Origin of the sequence: Pseudomonas sp. FP2335, from assembly GCF_030687535.1 — a bacterium.
GTDB lineage: Bacteria > Pseudomonadota > Gammaproteobacteria > Pseudomonadales > Pseudomonadaceae > Aquipseudomonas.
Window position 1 is genome coordinate 3,969,567 of the sequence record NZ_CP117437.1, and the last position, 16,688, is coordinate 3,986,254.

Below are 16,688 nucleotides of genomic sequence, written 5' to 3' on the forward strand. Positions count from 1 at the left end.
TTTTTACCGAGTGAGTCAGTGGGTTCTCGCGGCGATGGCTTCGACTTCAACCAAGGCGCCGGGCAGTGGCAGTGCCACCACCTGCAAGGCCGTGCGCGCCGGTTTGTTCGGTTGCTCCGGTGTACCGAAGAACTGCGTGTAACCCGCCTGCAAACCGGCGAAGTCAAGCTTGCCGCCGGTCTCTTCGGCGCCGACCAGAAACACGCGCAACTGCACAATGTCACCGAGGTCGAGGTCTTGCTGGCGCAGGATCGAGCGAATCTTGTTGAACACTGAAACGGTCTGCACCTCAGTGTTGCCGTAAGCCGCTGGGGTGCCCGCCGGGGCGTTGGCATCGTGCAGGTCGGGCAAGGTGCCGCTGACGAAGATCAAGCTGGCCGACGCCGGTACGGTGACGGTCTGCGAGATCGGGAAGTGGCCGACGCTGGTCCGTTGAATGCTGTCGCTCATGGTGATGCTCCTCAAGAAGCGGCAAGCGCCGCGCGGTGTTGTTGCTCAGTGATCCGTTCGGCCAGTTGCGCGACCACATGCCGCGCCGAATTCGCCGCCGATTCCTGCCAGATACCCACGCCGCTCTGCACCAGGCCGTCACCGGCGAGGTACACGCGACCGAAACCCGCTTCGAGCAAGGCGCTGGCCTCGGCCGCAAAGTGTTCGCGTTGCAGCCACGGGCCTTCGCTGTAGGGGATCTGTTCCCAGGACACCGCCAGCGGGTGGCGCAGGTGTCTGGAATAGCCCGGGTGCAGCAACTCCACGGCTTCTTGCGAGGTGGCGTACTGTTCTTCCAGGGCTTTGGCGCCAAACCGGTCGGCGCCCTCGCCGGTCACATAACCCGCCACCAATAAACCGTCGCGGGTGTTGAGGTCGTTGCTCGGGTACCACAGCAGCCGCGCCGGGTGCTCGATCCACGACAGGCCGCCATAGGTGCGGTAGTCGGTCTCCCAGAAACGCGGCGACTGCCACGCGACTTTGGTCGCCTGGTCGCTGCGGGTGCTGAGCAAGGCCGCCTTGATCGGGTCGCTGAAGTCGGTATCCAGCTTGGCCAACAGCGGCAATGGCAGGGTCGAGATCAAGTAGTCGGCGCGTACCACCTGCTCGCGGCCGCTGTGTTGGTCGTGATACGTCACTGCCACGCCGTCTTCCAACTGGCGGATCTGGCGCACCTGGGCGCCGAGTTGCACGTGGTCACGGACCCGGGCGTAGAACGCATCGGTGATACGGTCCATGCCGCCGACCGGCTGGAACATGGTCGCCGAAAATTCCGGGAATTCGGTGTGCAGCAACGCGCCCCACAACTCCGGGTGCAGCAGTTGATCCAGTGCCAACGGGCTACGCGCAGCCGGCAACGCGCCGGGGTGCGCCGGGGAGTCCAGGTGCCCCGAACGAATCGTGCCTTCGAATGCCAGCGCTTGCGAAAGGTCGCCATACACCTGCAAAAACGCCAGCAGGCGCGTGCGTTCCTCGCGACTCAACACATCATCGAGGGCATCGCGTTGCACGGCTTTTGCCAGCAGGCCGGACAAGTGCCCGCGCGTATCGTTGAGCGCCTGGCCGACGCTGAACGCCGGTTTCTCCAGATCCGGCCGCACCTGGGCACCATGGCTGCTGTTGACCAGCACTTCCAGGGGCACCCCCAACTCACTGCAATAGTCGAGGATCGTGCGGTGCTGGCTGGGAATCCGCGCAGGCCCGGCGTTGAAGTAGTGGCCCTGATCAAACCCGGCGGTTTGCGTGCGGCCGTCCTTGTAGTGCACACGGTCGCCATGGCGAATGGTCCAGGTGCGGCCGCCGACCCGGTCGCGGGCCTCCAGCACTTGCACAGTGAACCCGGCGCGGCTCAGTTCCAGCGCTGTGACCAGCCCGGCGATCCCGGCGCCCAGCACCAGCACGCGGGTGCCCTGCCCCAGGCCGTCCTTGAGTTTCAGCGGTTGCGGGCGGCGGTGCGACGAAGGCCCCAGGCCCAGCGCCGCCAGCGCATCCTTGACCGCCTGCTCACCGCCCACCGCAGCAATGCTCGACAGTGCTTCACGTCGTGTCAGTCCCATACTCGCTGCTCCTTAATCCGGCAGGCCGGGTGGGTTGATCAGCGACTTGTCGACACGCTCCACGTCCAGGCCCCAGCGTTGCAGCACCTGTTCGTATTGGCCGCCGGCAATCGCGCTTTCCAGGGCGGTGTGGATCGGCTTGACCAGGCCGTTGTCCTTGCGCGTGGTCACGGCGATGTCGGCCTGCAACGGCCAACCGCCGTTGACGGTGCCGACGCGCTTGATGCCACCAGTGATCGCGGCCGAATAGGCGTACACCGAGTTCGGCCCGAACAGCGCGTCACTGCGCCCGGACTGCACCGCCAGTTGCGCGGCGGCCTGGTCGTCGAAGTACTGCAACAGCGCGGGCTTGATCCCGGCCTTTTCATTCGCTTCGTTCCAGGCCAACAGGACTTTCTCCTGGTTGGTGCCCGAACCAACGATGATCTTCAACCCGGCGATGTCCGAGGCCTGCTTGATCGCGTTGATCTTGCTGGTGCTCTTCACATAAAAGCCGAGCACGTCCTGGCGATAGGTGGCGAAGTCGAAACGTTTCTTGCGCGCCTCGGTCACGGTGACGTTGCTGATCACTGCATCGTATTTGCCCGAGCTGACGCCCAGCGGCCAATCTTCCCAGCTGGTCTGCACCACGTTGAGTTGCAGGCCAAGGCTGTCAGCGACCAACTGCGCGGTGTCGGCTTCGCTGCCGATGGTGGTCTTGTCATCGCTGGCCAGCAAAGCCAGGGGCGGCCCGGCCACGCCGGACACGGCCACCGTGAACTTGCCGGGCTGGGCGAACTTGAAGCCCGGCGGGATTTGCGCGATGGCCGCCTCGTTACGCGGCGCATGGATACGCACGCGGTCGGGGCTGAGGTCGACCTGTTGCACGGCGAACGCGCTTTGCGCAGCACTGACGGCCAGCGCCAGCAGGGCCACACGGGCAGTAGAGATAAACATGGGCAGTCACTCCTTGAGCTAAAGCACCTTGCCGAGAAAGGCCGCGGTGCGAGGATGTCGGGGTTGGCGGAAAATCTGTTCGGGCGGGCCCTCTTCGATGAGTTGACCGTCGCAGAGGAACACCACGTGGTCGGCGACTTCGCGGGCAAAACCGATTTCGTGGGTGACGATCACCAGGGTCACGCCGAGTTGGGTCAGGCCCTTGATCACGTCGAGGACCTCGCCCACCAGCTCCGGGTCGAGGGCCGAAGTGGGTTCGTCGAACAGCAGCACTTTCGGGTCCAGGGCCAGGGCGCGGGCGATGGCCACACGTTGTTGCTGGCCGCCGGACAGCTGGCGCGGGTAGGCGTCGGCCTTGTCCGCCAGGCCGACCTTGGCCAGCAGCGCCGACGCCCTGGCCTGGGCCTCGGCCTTGCTCCAGCGCTGGTGGGCCAGGGGCGCTTCGGCGATGTTTTCCCAGGCGGTGAGGTGCGGGAACAGGTTGAAGTTCTGGAACACGAAGCCGACGTCGATGCGGCGTTTGAGAATTTCGCGTTCTTTCAACTCGTAGAGCAGGTCGCCCTTGCGCCGGTAGCCGACGTATTCACCGTCGATGGTGATGTGGCCGCTGTCGATCTTTTCCAAGTGATTGATGGTGCGCAGCAAGGTGGACTTGCCCGAGCCCGATGGCCCGAGAATCACCGTGACCTTGCCGGGGTCGATGGTCAGGTCGATGTCTTTCAACACCTGTTGATTGCCAAAGCGCTTGCCCACGCCCTGGATTTGAATACGACCGGCGCGGGCTTCACTCATGGGATTTCTCCTTGAGCCAGCGCGTGATGCGCTGCAACGGCGTGGGCGGCAGCACCCGCGCAGTGCCACGGGCGAAGTAGCGCTCGACGTAGTACTGCGCACTCGTCAGCACGGTGGTGATGATCAAGTACCAGACCGTCGCTACGATCAGCAGCGGGATCACCGCCTGGGTGCGGTTGTAAATGACCTGCACGGTGTAGAACAGCTCGGGCAAGGCCAGCACGTAGACGATGGAAGTGCCCTTGACCAGGCCGATGATCTCGTTGAAACCCGACGGCAGGATCGAGCGCAGCGCCTGGGGCAGAATGATCCGGAACACCCGCCGCGACGCCGGTAACCCGAGGGCGGCCGCCGCTTCGTGCTGGCCGGCGTCCACACCGATCAGGCCGCCACGAATGATCTCCGCCGCGTAGGCCGCCTGCATCAGGCTCAAGCCCAGCACCGCCACGGTGAATTGGCTGAGCACGTCCACGGTGGACCACTCGGCGATCACCAGGTCGGTGAACGGCACGCCCAGCACGATGTGGTCATACAGGTAGGCGAAGTTGTACAGGATGATCAGCACCAACAGCGCCGGCATCGAGCGAAAAAACCAGATGTAGCCCCAGGCCAACGCGGCCAGCAGCGGCGAGCCCGACAGCCGCGCCAGCGCCAGGCCAGTGCCGAGGAGCATGCTGAACAGCGTACTCAGCAGCGTCAGCAACAACGTCTGGCCGAGGCCACGCAGCACCGACGGCGAAAAGAACCACTGGCCGAACACGCCCCACTCCCAACGCGGATTGGTGGCCAGGGAGTGCACGATGCCGAGCAGTACCAACGCGGCAAAGATCGACCCGGCCCAGCGCCAGGGATGCCGCGCGGGAACGACTTGCAGGGTCTTGATCGGAGTGGCGACACGCGCCGTGCGGACCGGGCTGGCGTGCTCGATCAGATCATAGGGTTTGGCGACGATGGGCATGTTCTCTTCCTCGCGGGTTGTGGCCTTAGAAGGCGTAAGTCAGCCGGGTGTAGTAGTAACCGCCGGTAAAACCGAAGGGCGAATAGGTGCCGTAGCTGCTGACCATGGTGCTGCTCGGCACGCCTTGTTTTTTCGGGTAGACGTCAAACAGGTTCTTGGCGCCGATGGCGACGTTGAGGTCTTTGGTGAGGTTGTAGCCAAGATCGAGGTCGGTGATCCACTTGGCGCTGTAGACCCGGTCGAGGCTGCGGTCGGCGGAGACGTTGACCTCCTTGTAGGAGCCGTAACGGGTCAGGGCCAGGTTGAGGTTGAAGCGCTCGATGCTCCAATCGCCGCCAAGGATCAGCTTGGTGCTCGGCTGTACGCCGGTGATCAGGTTGCGCGCCTGGCGATCCATCAGGTCGTAGGAGGTGCCGAGGATCGTGGTGGACTCCTTGTAGTTGAGGATCCTGGTCTGGTTCCAGTTGAACGCGGCGGTCCACTTCAGCGAACCGTATGCGCCGAGGTCCTGGTTGTAGTTGCTGACCAGGTCGAGGCCCTTGGTACGGGTGTCGGCACCGTTGATGAAGTACTGGCCGCCGGAGGTGGAAGTGATGCCGTTGCCTTGCAGGACTTGGGTGATTTGCGGGCCGAGCAAGGTGCCGGTGAGGGTGATGCGGTCGCGCAGGTTGATCACGTAGGCGTCGGCGGTGAAGCTCAGGCGGTCGGTGGGTGTGAGGGTGAAACCGAGGCTGAAGTTGGTCGAGCGCTCGGGTTTCAACGCTTGTGCACCGAGGGCCTGGGCGGCGGCCGAACCGACCGGTAGCACACCGTAGTTGATCGACTGATACACCCCGTCCACCACGCCATAGGTGGTGGAACGCGCACTGAACAGGCTGTTGGCCAGGGACGGCGCGCGGAAGCCATTGCTCACCGTGGCGCGCACGGCGAATTGTGGGGTGAAGTCATAACGGGTGGTCAGCTTGCCGCTGCGCGTGGCGCCGACGCCCTGGTTGTAGTGTTCGTAACGCAACGCGGTGCCCACGTACCAGTCCGGCACCGGGTTGAAGCCCACGTCTACATAGCTGGCCAGGCTGTTGCGCGAGGCGGTGGCTTCTTCATCCGGCGAAATGCCGTTGGTGACCTGCGCCCCGGACGACGCGCAATTGCCCGGTGCCACGCAGTAGCCGCCGTTGGCGTAGGACGCATAGTCACCGGCCTGCACCTCATAGGTGTCGCGCCGGTGTTCGAAGCCATAGCTCAGGTCCAGCGGCTTTTGCAGGCCAATGTCGAAGCCACGCTTGAAGTCGAGGTTGGTGGTCAGCTCGGTGGAAATCCACGTGCCCGAGGTGAAGTGATTCGGCGTGGCCTCGCCCAGGGACGGGTTCTGGTTGTGGGTGGTGCCCTGCTCCGCGTCGTTGCGCCCGTAGGTGGTGGACAAATCCCAGTCCCACTCGCCGACGGTGCCTTTGCCACCGAAGGCGGCCTGGAAGTCGTCTTCGTCGATAAACCAGGTCGGCGTGTAGCCGCCGGGGTAGCCGTTGGGGCCGGTGGTGATGGTGTTGGTGATGGTCGGCAGGCGGAAGTTCTGGCCCTGCTCGGCCTTGCGCCGCGAGTAGGTGGTAAAGGAATACAGGCTGAAGCTGTCATCGAGCGGCAGCTCGGCGTTGTAGCCCAGGGTCAGCAGATTGGTCTTGGGTGTGCCGTAGCCGCCGTAGGTAGAACGCCCCGCCTGCTCATGGGCCTGGGCGTAGGTGTAGCCGTTGGCGCTGGCCTTGTTGTCATCGTTCTGGCTGCGCGCATCAAGGGCCAACTGCACAATGCCGCCGTTGCCGATTTCAAAACCCTTGTTGAGGCTCTGTTGCACGGTCTGTTTCTTGCCGTCGTAACCCAGGCCTGCGTTGGTCACCGAGGTGCCGCTGGTGTCGGCCTTGAGGATCACGTTGATCACCCCGGCGATGGCGTCCGAGCCATATTGGGCGGCGGCGCCGTCACGCAGGACTTCCACATGGTCGATGGCGCTGATGGGGATCAGGTCCAGGTCAGCCGGGGCCGCGCCAGTGTTGATGCCGTTGATGTTCAAGGTGGCGCTGGTGTGGCGGCGCTTGCCATTGACCAGCACCAGCACTTCAGCGGCGCTCAGGCCACGCAGGTTGGGGGCGCGGGCGATACCGCTGGCGTCCCAGCCGGTTTTTTCCGGCAGGGTCAGCGACGGGATCACTGCACTCAGGGCCTCCATCAAACCGGGCTTGCCGGTGTTCTGCAATTGCTTGGCGCTGACCACATCGATCGGCACCGCGCTGCTGGTGACAGTGCGCTGCTCGGCGCCACGGTTGCCGGTGACCACTACGGTCGAAAGGGTGCTGTCATCCTGGGCCTGGGCGGTGTTGGCCAGCATTGCCAGGGCCAGTACGGCGGTGGGTGTTAGCGCTTGCTTCATAGCCATTCCTGCTTATCCAAATCGCGAAGTCGGGCAGCCACGCGGTCGTGCGCGGTGCTCGTTTTTTGGGGGGTGTGGCGGCGATTGGGGGCTAAGGCGCGTGCGGGGTGTGAATCGGCAACATACGTTGAATTCCCTTCCAACGATTCTGCTACGGGCATGATTACCCGGTTATGGCAGCAGAATCTGAATCACGATGAGTACCATCCGAGGTCAGGGGTAGGCTGTTGCGATCAAACATAACGGAATGGGTTTTGAAAATATAATGCTGTTTTGGTCTAAGCTAATATTCTTGTATTTCATTATTTATGGATTTTTTTATACATATAAATGATGTTTTTGAGTGCATATCCATTGCTGCGGTAACGGCGGCTCACTTTTGAAAAGCGCAAACCACAGTTCCATCTGAATACATGGAGCTCCAAATGTGGGAGCGGGCTTGCTCGCGAATGCGGTGTGTCAGTCAACTCATTCATTGGCTGATCCATCGCATTCGCGAGCAAGCCCGCTCCCACAGTTTTGACCCCGTTCGACCCGCACATACCGAGACGCCGGGTTAGCCGCACTGGGTCTAGGCGAGGTGCCGAGTGTTGGGGCGTGACCACTCGGCCTGTTGCGGATGCAACCTACATCCGCCTAGGAAGCATCTGACTTTTCGCGTCTGCCCTTCGCGCCTTAGCGTGCGTGTCCCTGCCAAGCAAAGGACATCGCCGACATGCGCCGCTATTGGATTACCAGAGGAGCCAAGACCACCGCCGGGGGGACCGTGCTCAGCGGGTTGCAGGGCTATGCGATCAGGGGTGTAGACATCGCCCTCGAAGGCCATCCGGTATCTTGCCCGGTATGCGCAACCACTGGCGTCATTGCGTGCATCGGCCCACGTCTGAGCCAGAACGCGCACGGGCGAAAGGTCGCCCTTTCGGACGATCTGTGCGACTGCCAATGCGACCCGCCACCGCGCTTGATTGCCGACCAGTTCGAGCGGTATCAGACCATCACCGAAACAGCCTCTGCACAGGCCCGAGTCACGCCAGAACCCGCCTCCCTAGCCCGTGCCCCAGGCTCCCGGTCATCCGCTGCGCTGCTCAACGACCAGATCGAGTCGGCCTGCGAGCGCGCCTGGCGGTTCTATCAGAACCAAGCCGAAGACCTCATCGCACCGCACGGCAAACTGATCGCCGATCCCAAACTGCGCAACCGCGTTATCAACGCCACCTACGCGCAGCTCTGGCAACTGGATAAGCGCTTTCAATGGGCCGGGCTTGCAGCGTTTGCGTCCAAGCAAGTGGGCTGTGGCCTGCTGCATGCGTCGGATGCCATCGAGAAGATCCAGGCCGAATACGAAGCAGCCGAGCAGTTGCGCAGAAGTGCCAGGAGTGGAGTCTTCGGGCTGTTCAGTGCCGACGAGCGCGAACGCCGCGCGCGACTGCAGGCGTACGAGCAGCGGCTGCGTGAGTATGAACAGACGCAGCGCAACAACCCTGTGCCGGGGGTTGATCTGAGACGGGTCGGTGACGGCTTGTCGGCCGTGCAGCAGCTTTATCAGCACGTGTATGAACGTTTGGCGCTGGGCAACACCACGTTGTTTCTGGATGTATTTCCGTTGCACGCGTTCTACAAGGAGCGGGGGTTGGCGTTGTTGGAGCGGTGTTTGCCGTTGCGTAAGAATATTCATGGCGATGGTCAGGCGGCGGTGTTGTGGCCGGTTGGGCAGGAGACGCTTAAATTCGGTAGTAACCACAATGAAATACTGCAAGCTTTTGAGGCGATTGAGGTAGGCGACATCACAAAAGGTGTTGAATATTTGGCCGCTCACGAACAGCAAAACATCCTTCAAACGGCTCTCTACAACGATAGAAAATTGGTCGCACTACTGCGCAGCAACCACCTTTCCTACATCACTGACATTCCGTCGGGAGCAGCGCAGGCCATCGAACTGACGCTTGCCAGTCAATGCCATTCACTCGATGACGGGCGCACAGTCGTATTTAGCAGCAAGCCATTCGCCAACTTGGCCGATATTGATCAACGCATGGCGTTCGTACTCAAAGCTGCGGCGCAGTTTGACGGCTTGCTAAAGGGAGCGCAGCGGCACCAGATCGAACAGGCGATCAAGGACATTGCCGAAGGACGGGGTGTTCAATGAACGACTGCATGAAGATGAGCCGGCAAAAGACCGTGTTTTTGCTGTCAGCCGTCACGCTCTCGATAGGCATAAGCCTGCACTTTCTCGCTGTAGAACCAGAGGTCGCCTTGATCTTTGGCGAACCCTGGGAAGACATGCGCAAGCGGTCCAGCGCATCCATTGGCCCGGCTATTCCCGGCCATCATTGGTTCGGCATGCCCAGGTCTGATGCCCGTCTTCACTTCATCGACCCTGAATATGCGTTCACAACGCCACCAGCACGCTTTCTCACAGTGAGTTTCGACAGTGACCAACATGTCAGTGGCGTGCGTATGTCCCCTCAAGTCGAACCACTTCTGCTCGACGACACACTCAAGGTCGTGCTGGATTTACAAGCGCAATGGCGCATGAGCGGGTGGGTGCCTGTCCGAGCAAAATACGACCCCCCCATAGAGGACACCCCTGAATGGCGTACCAAACTGCAGGACATCTACCAGGGTGGAACGTCTTATTGGCAGGCTGGGAACAAGTATCAGGTAATGCTGGTGACGCATCGTTTCAGAGATGAACGGCACCCCGATGAAGAGCGCTATCTGATCACGTTGAGCTTGGGCAAGCCATGGGTAAGACCGTGAATACAGGATTTGGGGGGCCGCCTGAGATCAAAAACAAAGCGAGGCAGCCTAGTAGCCGACCTGATCGATGAAGCTTGCGCATCCCCCTGTGGGAGCTGGCTTGCCTGCGATGGCATCGACTGGGTGGACCAGATACACCGAGGTGTCTGCATCGCAGGCAAGCCACATCCCACAGGCACCAGTTCCCACAGTTGAAAGGTGAACGACACACAATACCGGTCGGCTTTAAGGCCGCCGCGCTCTGACTTTTGATCTCGGGTCGCCCTGTCAAACACGCCGACCGAACCAAAGCTACCCACCAGTGCCCCTTCAATTGGACGGCCGCAGCAACTGCATCTGCTGACGATAATCATCCGTCACCTGCCGCGCCTGGCTGCCGCTGGTTATCACCCTTGGTGTGATCAGCACAATCAGCTCGGTACGGTCCTTGGACTTGCTGGTGTTGCCGAACAACCAGCGCAAGCCGGGGATTTTGCCGAGGTAGGGCACCGCACTCACGGATTCGGCGTTGTCCTGCTTGATCAAGCCGCCGAGCAGCACGGTCTGGCCACTCTGTACCGCCACCTGGGTGGAGACCGAGCGCGTGGAGATGCGCGGGTTGCTCTGCGTGTCGCTGGCCGCTTGGGTCTCGGCATCGCTGACCTGCTGCTGAATGTCCATGTACACCAGGCCACCCGGGTTGATCCGTGGCACCACGTCGAGGATCACCCCGGTCTGGACGTATTCGACGCTGCTCAGGGTGGTGTCCGAGGTGCCGGTGTTCACCGTGGTCTGGCTGATGGGAATGTTGTCGCCCACCTGGATCTGCGCCGGCTGGTTGTTCATCACCACCAGCGAGGGCGCTGACAGCACCTGGGTGCGGCCGTTGGTTTCCAACGCATGCAAGGCCACTTGCAGGTTGGAGCTGACAAACGAGTAGAACAACGAATCCGTCGCCCCCAGCCCTGCCCCGCCGCCGCCCAGGGCGCCTTGGCTGCCGGCGGTGTTGGCCACGGTGGTGCTGGCGGAATTGCCCGCCAGGCGCCCCAGGTACCACTGCACCCCAAGGTCCAGTTCACCGCTGAGCTTGACCTCGAGAATGCGCGTCTCGATCTGCACTTGCAGCGGCGGGTTGTCGAGGCGCTTGATCGCCGATTCGATTTCTTTCCATTGCACCGGACGCGTGCGTACCAGCAATTGGTTGCTGCTCTTCTGCGCGGTGATGCGGGTGCCGGCGTCGAGGCTTTTGGCCGGGGCGTCCTCAGTGGCGCCCTGCTCGGGATTGTCCTGGTCGGACTCGGGTGCCTGCTCCTCATCATCGGCAACAGACGGGTTGTTGTTCAGATTGTTGCTCAGGCCGCCGGGCGTGCTGCCCGACGTGCTGTTGGTGCCTGGCGACGACAGGGTCGCCGTGCGCAAGCCCGGCGCGACCTTGGCCGGGGCGTCATCCTTGATCGCGCCGGTACCGTAGATCTGCCGCAGGTATTTGGCGAGGTCGGTGGCCTTCATGTTGCGCACGTCGTACACGTACATCTGCGGCTCGTTGCCGCCGCCTTCGTCGATGGTATGAATCCAGTCACCGACCTCACTGAGGTACTGCGGCTGCGACGAGATCGCCACCACCGAGTTGGTCCGTTCGATTGGCAGGAAGCGCACCATGCCGGCCAACGGCATGCCACTGTCGGGGCCGAACATCTTTTGCAGCTCGGGCATCAACTCGGCCACCGACGCGCGCTGCAAGCCGAACACGCCCACCGACATGCCTTTGAGCCAATCCACATCAAAGGTGTCGATGGTGTCCTGGTAGTTGGCCAACTCCTCCGGCGTACCCGCCAGGCTCAGCACGTTGCGCGCCGGGTCCACCAGCAGGAAGGCATTTTCCCGGGCGAAGGGCTTGAGCAGTTTCTGCATCTCGGTGGCGGAAATGTAGCGCAGCGGGAACAGCCGCGCCGACAAACCATTGGACGGCTGCGCAACACGCATCTGCGGCACCAGCTTGCCCGCCACAGCCTGGTTGGCGGGCAGGATCACATAACGGTTGCCCTGTTTGATCATCGCGTTGTCGGTCCAGGACAACAGGGTCTCGAGGATCGACAGCGCCTGCTGCTTGTTCACCGGTTTGGAGGTGGAAAAACTGACGTTGCCTTTCACACCCTGGGCGATGCTGTAGTTCTCGTGCAGCAGGTCGCCCATCACGCTGTTGATCACCGCTTCGATGGGCTGGTCGGCGAAGTTGAACACGATGTCGCCGCCGCCCTGCTGCGCTGCTGCCGCGGCCGTGGGTGGGCGCACGAATTGCTGGTTGCCACGGATCAACTGGCGCTGCGGCGCAGCCTTGGCCTGTTGGGTGTCGGCCGCTACCGCCGGCTCACTGGCCGGGTCCAGCGGCGGACGTTGTGAGCCGGTGCCCTGCATCGCCTCGTGCATGAGCGCGTCATCGGCGTCGAGGTGGTCGGGCAGTGAGCCGCAGCCACCAAGGGAAACGGCAGTGGCCAGGCAAAACGCGGTGGTACGCAATGTATCGATCAAGGGGTGGGCTCGTGAGGAAGAGTAATCGGGGGGGTGGTCGATGGCGGTGGCAGACGCAGGGCCTTGAGGCTCAAGGTTTGCGTGCGGCCATCGAGGGCGAAGTGCGCTTCGCGGGGTGTCAGGTGTTCCAGGCGCCAGCCGTTGGGCAGGGCCTGGCCTTGGTGGATTTTCAGCGCGGGGCCGTCGAGCGGCTTGAGCAGCGCCACGCGCAGCTCGCCGTCGAGAACAATGCCGGTCAACACCAGGCTCGACAGGCTCGACGCCTGCGCCTGGCCAACCGCGCGATCAGGGCTGCGATCGGGGCTGAACAACGGCGCCTGCCAGGTGCCGGCCAGGCTTTCCAGGCTCGCCTGCGGGGCGGCCAGCACCTTGGCCGCCGCGGTGCTGCGCGCGCTCGGCGCGGGTGCCGGCAGCCACTGCGGCGCGTCGCCGATGCTGCTCAAAATGCCGAGCATCAACAGGCCCAATGCCGCCGACAACCCCAGCAAGCCCCACTCGATGGGGCGCAATACCGGAATCATCGGGCCACCTGCCCGGCGCCAGCCGGTTGCAGATAACCGCGCACCAGCAGGTGCACCACCAGCTTCCCGGCGCCACCGCTGGCCGGCGCATCGGCGCGGCGGCGGATGCTCATTTCATCCACGAACAGGAACGGCCGCTGGTATTCCAGTGCATGCAAGATGGCGGTCAGCGGTTCGATGGCGCAGTCCAGGGTCAGGCTGACCTTGACCTGGCGGTACGGCTCGCTGTCGTCCTGCTCCGGGGTGATCGGCATGCGCTGGGTCAACTTGCAGCCGCCGCCGAGGCTGGCCTGGCTGCTGATCAGGTCGGCGACGCGTTGCATCAAGTCGGCGGCCACGGCACTGGGGTCGTCACCGGGCAACAGGCTGGTGCTGCTCGCCGGGTCCTGGCGCGCCTGCTCCAATTGCTCACGCAACGACGCGCCCTGCTGCAACAGCCCGGCGTAACGTTGCTGCTGTTCGCGCAGTTGCTCGGCGCGCTCGCCCATGTCGCGCAGCGGGCCGGCGAACCAGCTGTCGATCAACAGCCAATACGTCGCGCCCAGCACCAGGGCCAGCACCAACAGCGCGGCGCCGCGACGTTCACGGGGTGTCAGGGGTCGGCGCATCGTTGGCCTCCTGGTGCAAGTGGGCGCGCAGGGCAAACTGATCCTTGCCGGTTTGCGCATCGGGCTGGATCACCCCTTCGAACCTGGCGTTTTCCAGGCTGCGGCACGCCTTGATCCGGGTGATCAAGGCGCTGGCCTTGGCGCTTTGCCCAGAGAGCGACACCTCGGCGCCATCGGTGATTTCCAATTGCTCGATCCAGGTGTCGGCGGGCAGGCAGGTGGTCAACTCGTTAAGCAGTGCCGCCAAGGGTGGCTGGGCCGCTTTGCGGCGGGTCAGGTAGTTCGCTGCACCGCGGGTATTGAGCAGTTGCTGGCGCAGCTGCTGGACCTGGGCCACCTGGTGTTTTTGCTGCTGGACGCTGGCGTGCATCACATCCAGCACGCGCTGGCGGTCGTTGAGCCACAACAGCATCGCCGCAATCACCAACGCCGCGCACAGCCACGGCAGGCTGCGTTGCAGGCCTTTGCCGCGGGCGCGCTGGCGTGGCCGCAACGGCGCGGGCAGCAGGTCGATGCCCAGGCCCGGCACATCGACCTGATGGGGATGCAAACCCAGGGCTGCGCAGTCGAGCAGGATCTGGTCGAGGCGTGTGCGCTGGATCGCCACCAGCGTCACTTTGAGGTGCATGCTAGTGCGCCGCTCCTGGCGTGCGACGAAGTACAGTTGTTCGGCGTCGAACGGGGTGAAACGGTCAAGTTCATAACCGACCACCGCCGTCAGGTTGCGGGCCGCCGCCAGCGGCAGTTGCAGGCTCTGTACCAGCACCATCGACGGCGCAAGCAGCAACACCTGGCGCACATGCTCGGGCACCGGCCCTACCGGCGCCGTCAAAGGCCAGGGGTAGCTGCGCTCAGGTGGCTCGTGCGCCAGCAACCACGCCGGCAGGCAGCCGCGCAGCTCCTTGAGCCACAGGCGCCAGCCCTGCTGCAACAGGCTGCCGCGCCAGCGCTGGGCAATGGGTTGAGCCCACTGCTCAAGCTGCGCCAGGGGTTTGGATAACGATCGATTCATTCTTGCCAACGCAACACCCGATACGGTTGTGCGCTTCCCTCCGATGGGCTCAATAAAACGGTGACTTGCAACCGCGCGTGGTAACCGCCAGGGCGTTCTGCCCGGCTGCTGATCACCAGCACTTCGCCGGGATCAGCCCCCACCGCGCTTTGTTGCGGCAGGTTCAGGGCCTTGCGCAGCAGTGTGCTGGCGAAGGCGGGATCGGGCCGGTCCAGGCCGCTCCATAAAGTGATCTGCGGCACCAACCGGCTGTACAGCGCCTGGGTCATGCCCGGCAACTGACGCAACTCTTCAACCACCCGGAACGGCGCCACACCTTGATTGCGGCGGGTTTCCAGGTCCTTGGCCAGGCGCGCAGCCTGGGCCGCGGAAGCGCCGCAGGCCAAGGCCACGCGGGCGAAATCAGCCGGCTCGGCACTGTTCAGATACAACTTGCCGCGCTCGCTGCGCAGGCTTACGCGCAACTGCGCGTCATCAAATACCAACGGCATTTGCCGCCCATCGGCGACCCACTGTTTGCTCTGCAGCGGATCAGCCAGCGCTTGCATCACCAGCGCGACGCCCGCCTCCGCCGCCAGCACGGCCTGGGTGTGCTGGCGATGCCACGTCGCCTGGCGCGTCTGCAGTTGCACCCACCCGGCCAGGCCACCGAGCAACAGGCTGAGCAACGCCAGCACCCACAGCACCAGCAACAAGGCCACGCCGCGTTGCTGCTTCATTGATCCGACGCTCCGCCGGACAGGTTCAGACGCAACGCCACCACCTGGCTGACCCACGGCACCGGCCCGCCGACCGTGGCGTCGATACGCACCGCGTAAGGCAGGCGCTTGGTCCACGGCCATGCGCTGATCCAACCAGTGGCTTGGCCTTTGGGGGACACGCCGCGATAACTGAATTGCAAGGCCTCGACATCGCGCAACAGCACCTGCGGCTCACTGCGCGCGGCCGGCACGCTGACCTGGGCGGTGGATTCGAAGCGCGCGAACGCCACCTGCAAGTCATCGCCGTGCAGTTGCAGGGTGAAGCGCTGAATTCCACCGCCAAGCACCCCAGGCAAGGTCGCGACAAACTGCAGGCGCTGCGCCGCACCGACAAAAAACCCGGGGGTCTGGCTGTCGTCTTCGGTCACGTCCAGCGGCAGCGCTTCGCTGATCGCCGTGCGCAAAAACTGCTGCGCGGCGCGCATTTCATCCAGGCTCACCGCGTAGCGCTGGGCCTTGAGCACCGCACGGTTGGCCCCCAGCAACGCGCCGCCGACCAGGGTCAGCAGCACGCCGAGCAAGCTGAGCACGATCATGATTTCGAGCAAGGTAAACCCCTGCTGGCGCCGGTTCATAACGGCGCCTTGTCGCTGGCAGCGCGCAATTTCAGCGTGCTGAACTGCGCCTGGCGCGGCCCTTCGCGCACCGTCAGATCGAGGCGAAACAAACGCGGCTGGCCCAGACGCGTGGGTTGCTGGGCGATGTGCAAGTGCCAGGCGATGCCCGCCAGGTTGCCCTGGCGGATGCCACTGGTCAGCGGCCCCGCCGCTTCCTGATCGAACACGCTGAGTGCCGCGTGGGTCAGGCGATCACTGTGCTGGACCTGCAACAACGACCGCGCGCTCTGGCCAAACGCGACCAGCAGCACCGTGCTGCAGATCGCCATGAGCATCAGGGCGGCGAGCATCTCCAGCAGGGTGAACCCCGCCTGGCGCTTCATGGCAACGCCTTGGATTGCACGCTGCCGGTCAGCCAGCCGATGTCGATGCGCCAACGCCGACTGCCACTGGCCAGCAACAGGTTGCCGCCGGTGGAGCTGCCATCCGGATAGAACGCCACCGCAGCGCCCACTTGTTCGGCGGTGTGCAGGGTCACTTGCAGGTCGGCCGGCCAGTGCCTGGGTGGCCGATCGGGGGCCTGCACGCTCAACCCTCGCAGATCAAACACAGTCGTGGCGGTTTGCCCGCTGACAATCGCCCGCGCCCGCGTGCTGCGCAGGGCATCGACAATCTGCCCGACCGCCTGGCGCTCGCGGGCGGTCTTGAGCCCTTGTTGCAGGCCAAACCCGAGCAACCCGGCGGCGATGCTGATCAACACGATCACCACCAGCATCTCCAGCAAGGTAAAGCCGCGTTGAGGGTTGGGCAT

16 protein-coding genes are annotated in these 16,688 nt (G+C 63.5%); 2 read left to right on the forward strand and 14 right to left on the reverse strand.

Annotated elements, in window-relative coordinates:
* Window positions 1-15 precede the first annotated feature (15 nt).
* From PSH81_RS17700 to PSH81_RS17725, 6 genes are read right to left on the reverse strand one after another with little or no spacing between them, the layout of a single operon-like run.
* Window positions 16-450 carry a RidA family protein gene (locus PSH81_RS17700; protein WP_226455156.1) on the reverse strand — a complete coding sequence of 145 codons (435 nt, stop codon included), beginning with the start codon at window positions 448-450 and terminating at the stop codon, window positions 16-18.
* Between the two features lie 11 nt (window positions 451-461).
* Window positions 462-2,045 carry an FAD-dependent oxidoreductase gene (locus PSH81_RS17705; RefSeq protein WP_305391202.1) on the reverse strand — a complete coding sequence of 528 codons (1,584 nt, stop codon included), beginning with the start codon at window positions 2,043-2,045 and terminating at the stop codon, window positions 462-464.
* Window positions 2,046-2,057: 12 nt separating this feature from the next.
* Window positions 2,058-2,981 (reverse strand): ABC transporter substrate-binding protein, encoded by a 924-nt coding sequence (locus PSH81_RS17710; RefSeq protein ID WP_226455154.1) that lies wholly within the window; start codon window positions 2,979-2,981, stop codon window positions 2,058-2,060.
* 18 nt (window positions 2,982-2,999) lie between these two features.
* Window positions 3,000-3,773 carry an amino acid ABC transporter ATP-binding protein gene (locus tag PSH81_RS17715; RefSeq protein WP_192296775.1) on the reverse strand — a complete coding sequence of 258 codons (774 nt, stop codon included), beginning with the start codon at window positions 3,771-3,773 and terminating at the stop codon, window positions 3,000-3,002.
* Window positions 3,766-4,731, reverse strand: coding sequence for an amino acid ABC transporter permease (locus tag PSH81_RS17720; RefSeq protein ID WP_305391203.1), 966 nt, complete (start codon window positions 4,729-4,731; stop codon window positions 3,766-3,768). The genes PSH81_RS17715 and PSH81_RS17720 overlap by 8 nt, the downstream gene beginning before the upstream one ends.
* Before the next feature lie 25 nt (window positions 4,732-4,756).
* Window positions 4,757-7,150: a TonB-dependent siderophore receptor gene (locus PSH81_RS17725; protein ID WP_305391204.1), complete on the reverse strand. Its 2,394-nt coding sequence runs from the start codon at window positions 7,148-7,150 to the stop codon at window positions 4,757-4,759.
* Between the two features lie 715 nt (window positions 7,151-7,865).
* Here PSH81_RS17725 and PSH81_RS17730 point away from each other — a divergent pair.
* Entirely contained in the window at window positions 7,866-9,296 is a 1,431-nt protein-coding gene (locus PSH81_RS17730) for a PAAR domain-containing protein (RefSeq protein ID WP_305391205.1), read from the forward strand.
* Complete coding sequence (locus tag PSH81_RS17735; RefSeq protein WP_305391206.1) at window positions 9,293-9,910, forward strand: hypothetical protein; 618 nt, start codon at window positions 9,293-9,295, stop codon at window positions 9,908-9,910. Before PSH81_RS17730 ends, PSH81_RS17735 begins: the two co-directional genes overlap by 4 nt.
* Before the next feature lie 309 nt (window positions 9,911-10,219).
* On the opposite strand, the gene gspD is transcribed toward PSH81_RS17735, so the two are convergent.
* From gspD to PSH81_RS17775, 8 genes are read right to left on the reverse strand one after another with little or no spacing between them, the layout of a single operon-like run.
* The gene (gene gspD / locus PSH81_RS17740) at window positions 10,220-12,418 is read right to left on the reverse strand and encodes a type II secretion system secretin GspD (protein WP_226455152.1); all 2,199 of its coding nucleotides are present in this window, start codon (window positions 12,416-12,418) and stop codon (window positions 10,220-10,222) included.
* Window positions 12,415-12,939 (reverse strand): general secretion pathway protein GspN, encoded by a 525-nt coding sequence (locus tag PSH81_RS17745; RefSeq protein ID WP_226455151.1) that lies wholly within the window; start codon window positions 12,937-12,939, stop codon window positions 12,415-12,417. The genes gspD and PSH81_RS17745 overlap by 4 nt, the downstream gene beginning before the upstream one ends.
* Complete coding sequence (gene gspM, locus PSH81_RS17750; protein ID WP_226455150.1) at window positions 12,936-13,547, reverse strand: type II secretion system protein GspM; 612 nt, start codon at window positions 13,545-13,547, stop codon at window positions 12,936-12,938. The genes PSH81_RS17745 and gspM overlap by 4 nt, the downstream gene beginning before the upstream one ends.
* The gene (locus PSH81_RS17755; RefSeq protein ID WP_305391207.1) at window positions 13,522-14,559 is read right to left on the reverse strand and encodes a PilN domain-containing protein; all 1,038 of its coding nucleotides are present in this window, start codon (window positions 14,557-14,559) and stop codon (window positions 13,522-13,524) included. Before PSH81_RS17755 ends, gspM begins: the two co-directional genes overlap by 26 nt.
* Window positions 14,556-15,278 carry a type II secretion system minor pseudopilin GspK gene (locus PSH81_RS17760; protein ID WP_305391208.1) on the reverse strand — a complete coding sequence of 241 codons (723 nt, stop codon included), beginning with the start codon at window positions 15,276-15,278 and terminating at the stop codon, window positions 14,556-14,558. Before PSH81_RS17760 ends, PSH81_RS17755 begins: the two co-directional genes overlap by 4 nt.
* Window positions 15,275-15,895 carry a prepilin-type N-terminal cleavage/methylation domain-containing protein gene (locus tag PSH81_RS17765; protein ID WP_305391209.1) on the reverse strand — a complete coding sequence of 207 codons (621 nt, stop codon included), beginning with the start codon at window positions 15,893-15,895 and terminating at the stop codon, window positions 15,275-15,277. Before PSH81_RS17765 ends, PSH81_RS17760 begins: the two co-directional genes overlap by 4 nt.
* Window positions 15,892-16,260 (reverse strand): prepilin-type N-terminal cleavage/methylation domain-containing protein, encoded by a 369-nt coding sequence (locus PSH81_RS17770; RefSeq protein WP_305391210.1) that lies wholly within the window; start codon window positions 16,258-16,260, stop codon window positions 15,892-15,894. The genes PSH81_RS17765 and PSH81_RS17770 overlap by 4 nt, the downstream gene beginning before the upstream one ends.
* Window positions 16,257-16,688, reverse strand: a complete 432-nt coding sequence (locus PSH81_RS17775; protein WP_226455145.1) for a type II secretion system protein — start codon at window positions 16,686-16,688, stop codon at window positions 16,257-16,259. Before PSH81_RS17775 ends, PSH81_RS17770 begins: the two co-directional genes overlap by 4 nt.

What these genes read in the sequence shown, in the direction of transcription:
- PSH81_RS17700 (WP_226455156.1), bottom strand. Translation starts at nt 450, where the DNA reads ATGAGCGACAGCATTCAACGGACCAGCGTCGGCCACTTCCCGATCTCG.
- PSH81_RS17705 (WP_305391202.1), bottom strand. Translation starts at nt 2,045, where the DNA reads ATGGGACTGACACGACGTGAAGCACTGTCGAGCATTGCTGCGGTGGGC.
- PSH81_RS17710 (WP_226455154.1), bottom strand. Translation starts at nt 2,981, where the DNA reads ATGTTTATCTCTACTGCCCGTGTGGCCCTGCTGGCGCTGGCCGTCAGT.
- PSH81_RS17715 (WP_192296775.1), bottom strand. Translation starts at nt 3,773, where the DNA reads ATGAGTGAAGCCCGCGCCGGTCGTATTCAAATCCAGGGCGTGGGCAAG.
- PSH81_RS17720 (WP_305391203.1), bottom strand. Translation starts at nt 4,731, where the DNA reads ATGCCCATCGTCGCCAAACCCTATGATCTGATCGAGCACGCCAGCCCG.
- PSH81_RS17725 (WP_305391204.1), bottom strand. Translation starts at nt 7,150, where the DNA reads ATGAAGCAAGCGCTAACACCCACCGCCGTACTGGCCCTGGCAATGCTG.
- PSH81_RS17730 (WP_305391205.1), top strand. Translation starts at nt 7,866, where the DNA reads ATGCGCCGCTATTGGATTACCAGAGGAGCCAAGACCACCGCCGGGGGG.
- PSH81_RS17735 (WP_305391206.1), top strand. Translation starts at nt 9,293, where the DNA reads ATGAACGACTGCATGAAGATGAGCCGGCAAAAGACCGTGTTTTTGCTG.
- PSH81_RS17745 (WP_226455151.1), bottom strand. Translation starts at nt 12,939, where the DNA reads ATGATTCCGGTATTGCGCCCCATCGAGTGGGGCTTGCTGGGGTTGTCG.
- gspM (WP_226455150.1), bottom strand. Translation starts at nt 13,547, where the DNA reads ATGCGCCGACCCCTGACACCCCGTGAACGTCGCGGCGCCGCGCTGTTG.
- PSH81_RS17755 (WP_305391207.1), bottom strand. Translation starts at nt 14,559, where the DNA reads ATGAATCGATCGTTATCCAAACCCCTGGCGCAGCTTGAGCAGTGGGCT.
- PSH81_RS17760 (WP_305391208.1), bottom strand. Translation starts at nt 15,278, where the DNA reads ATGAAGCAGCAACGCGGCGTGGCCTTGTTGCTGGTGCTGTGGGTGCTG.
- PSH81_RS17765 (WP_305391209.1), bottom strand. Translation starts at nt 15,895, where the DNA reads ATGAACCGGCGCCAGCAGGGGTTTACCTTGCTCGAAATCATGATCGTG.
- PSH81_RS17770 (WP_305391210.1), bottom strand. Translation starts at nt 16,260, where the DNA reads ATGAAGCGCCAGGCGGGGTTCACCCTGCTGGAGATGCTCGCCGCCCTG.
- PSH81_RS17775 (WP_226455145.1), bottom strand. Translation starts at nt 16,688, where the DNA reads ATGCCCAACCCTCAACGCGGCTTTACCTTGCTGGAGATGCTGGTGGTG.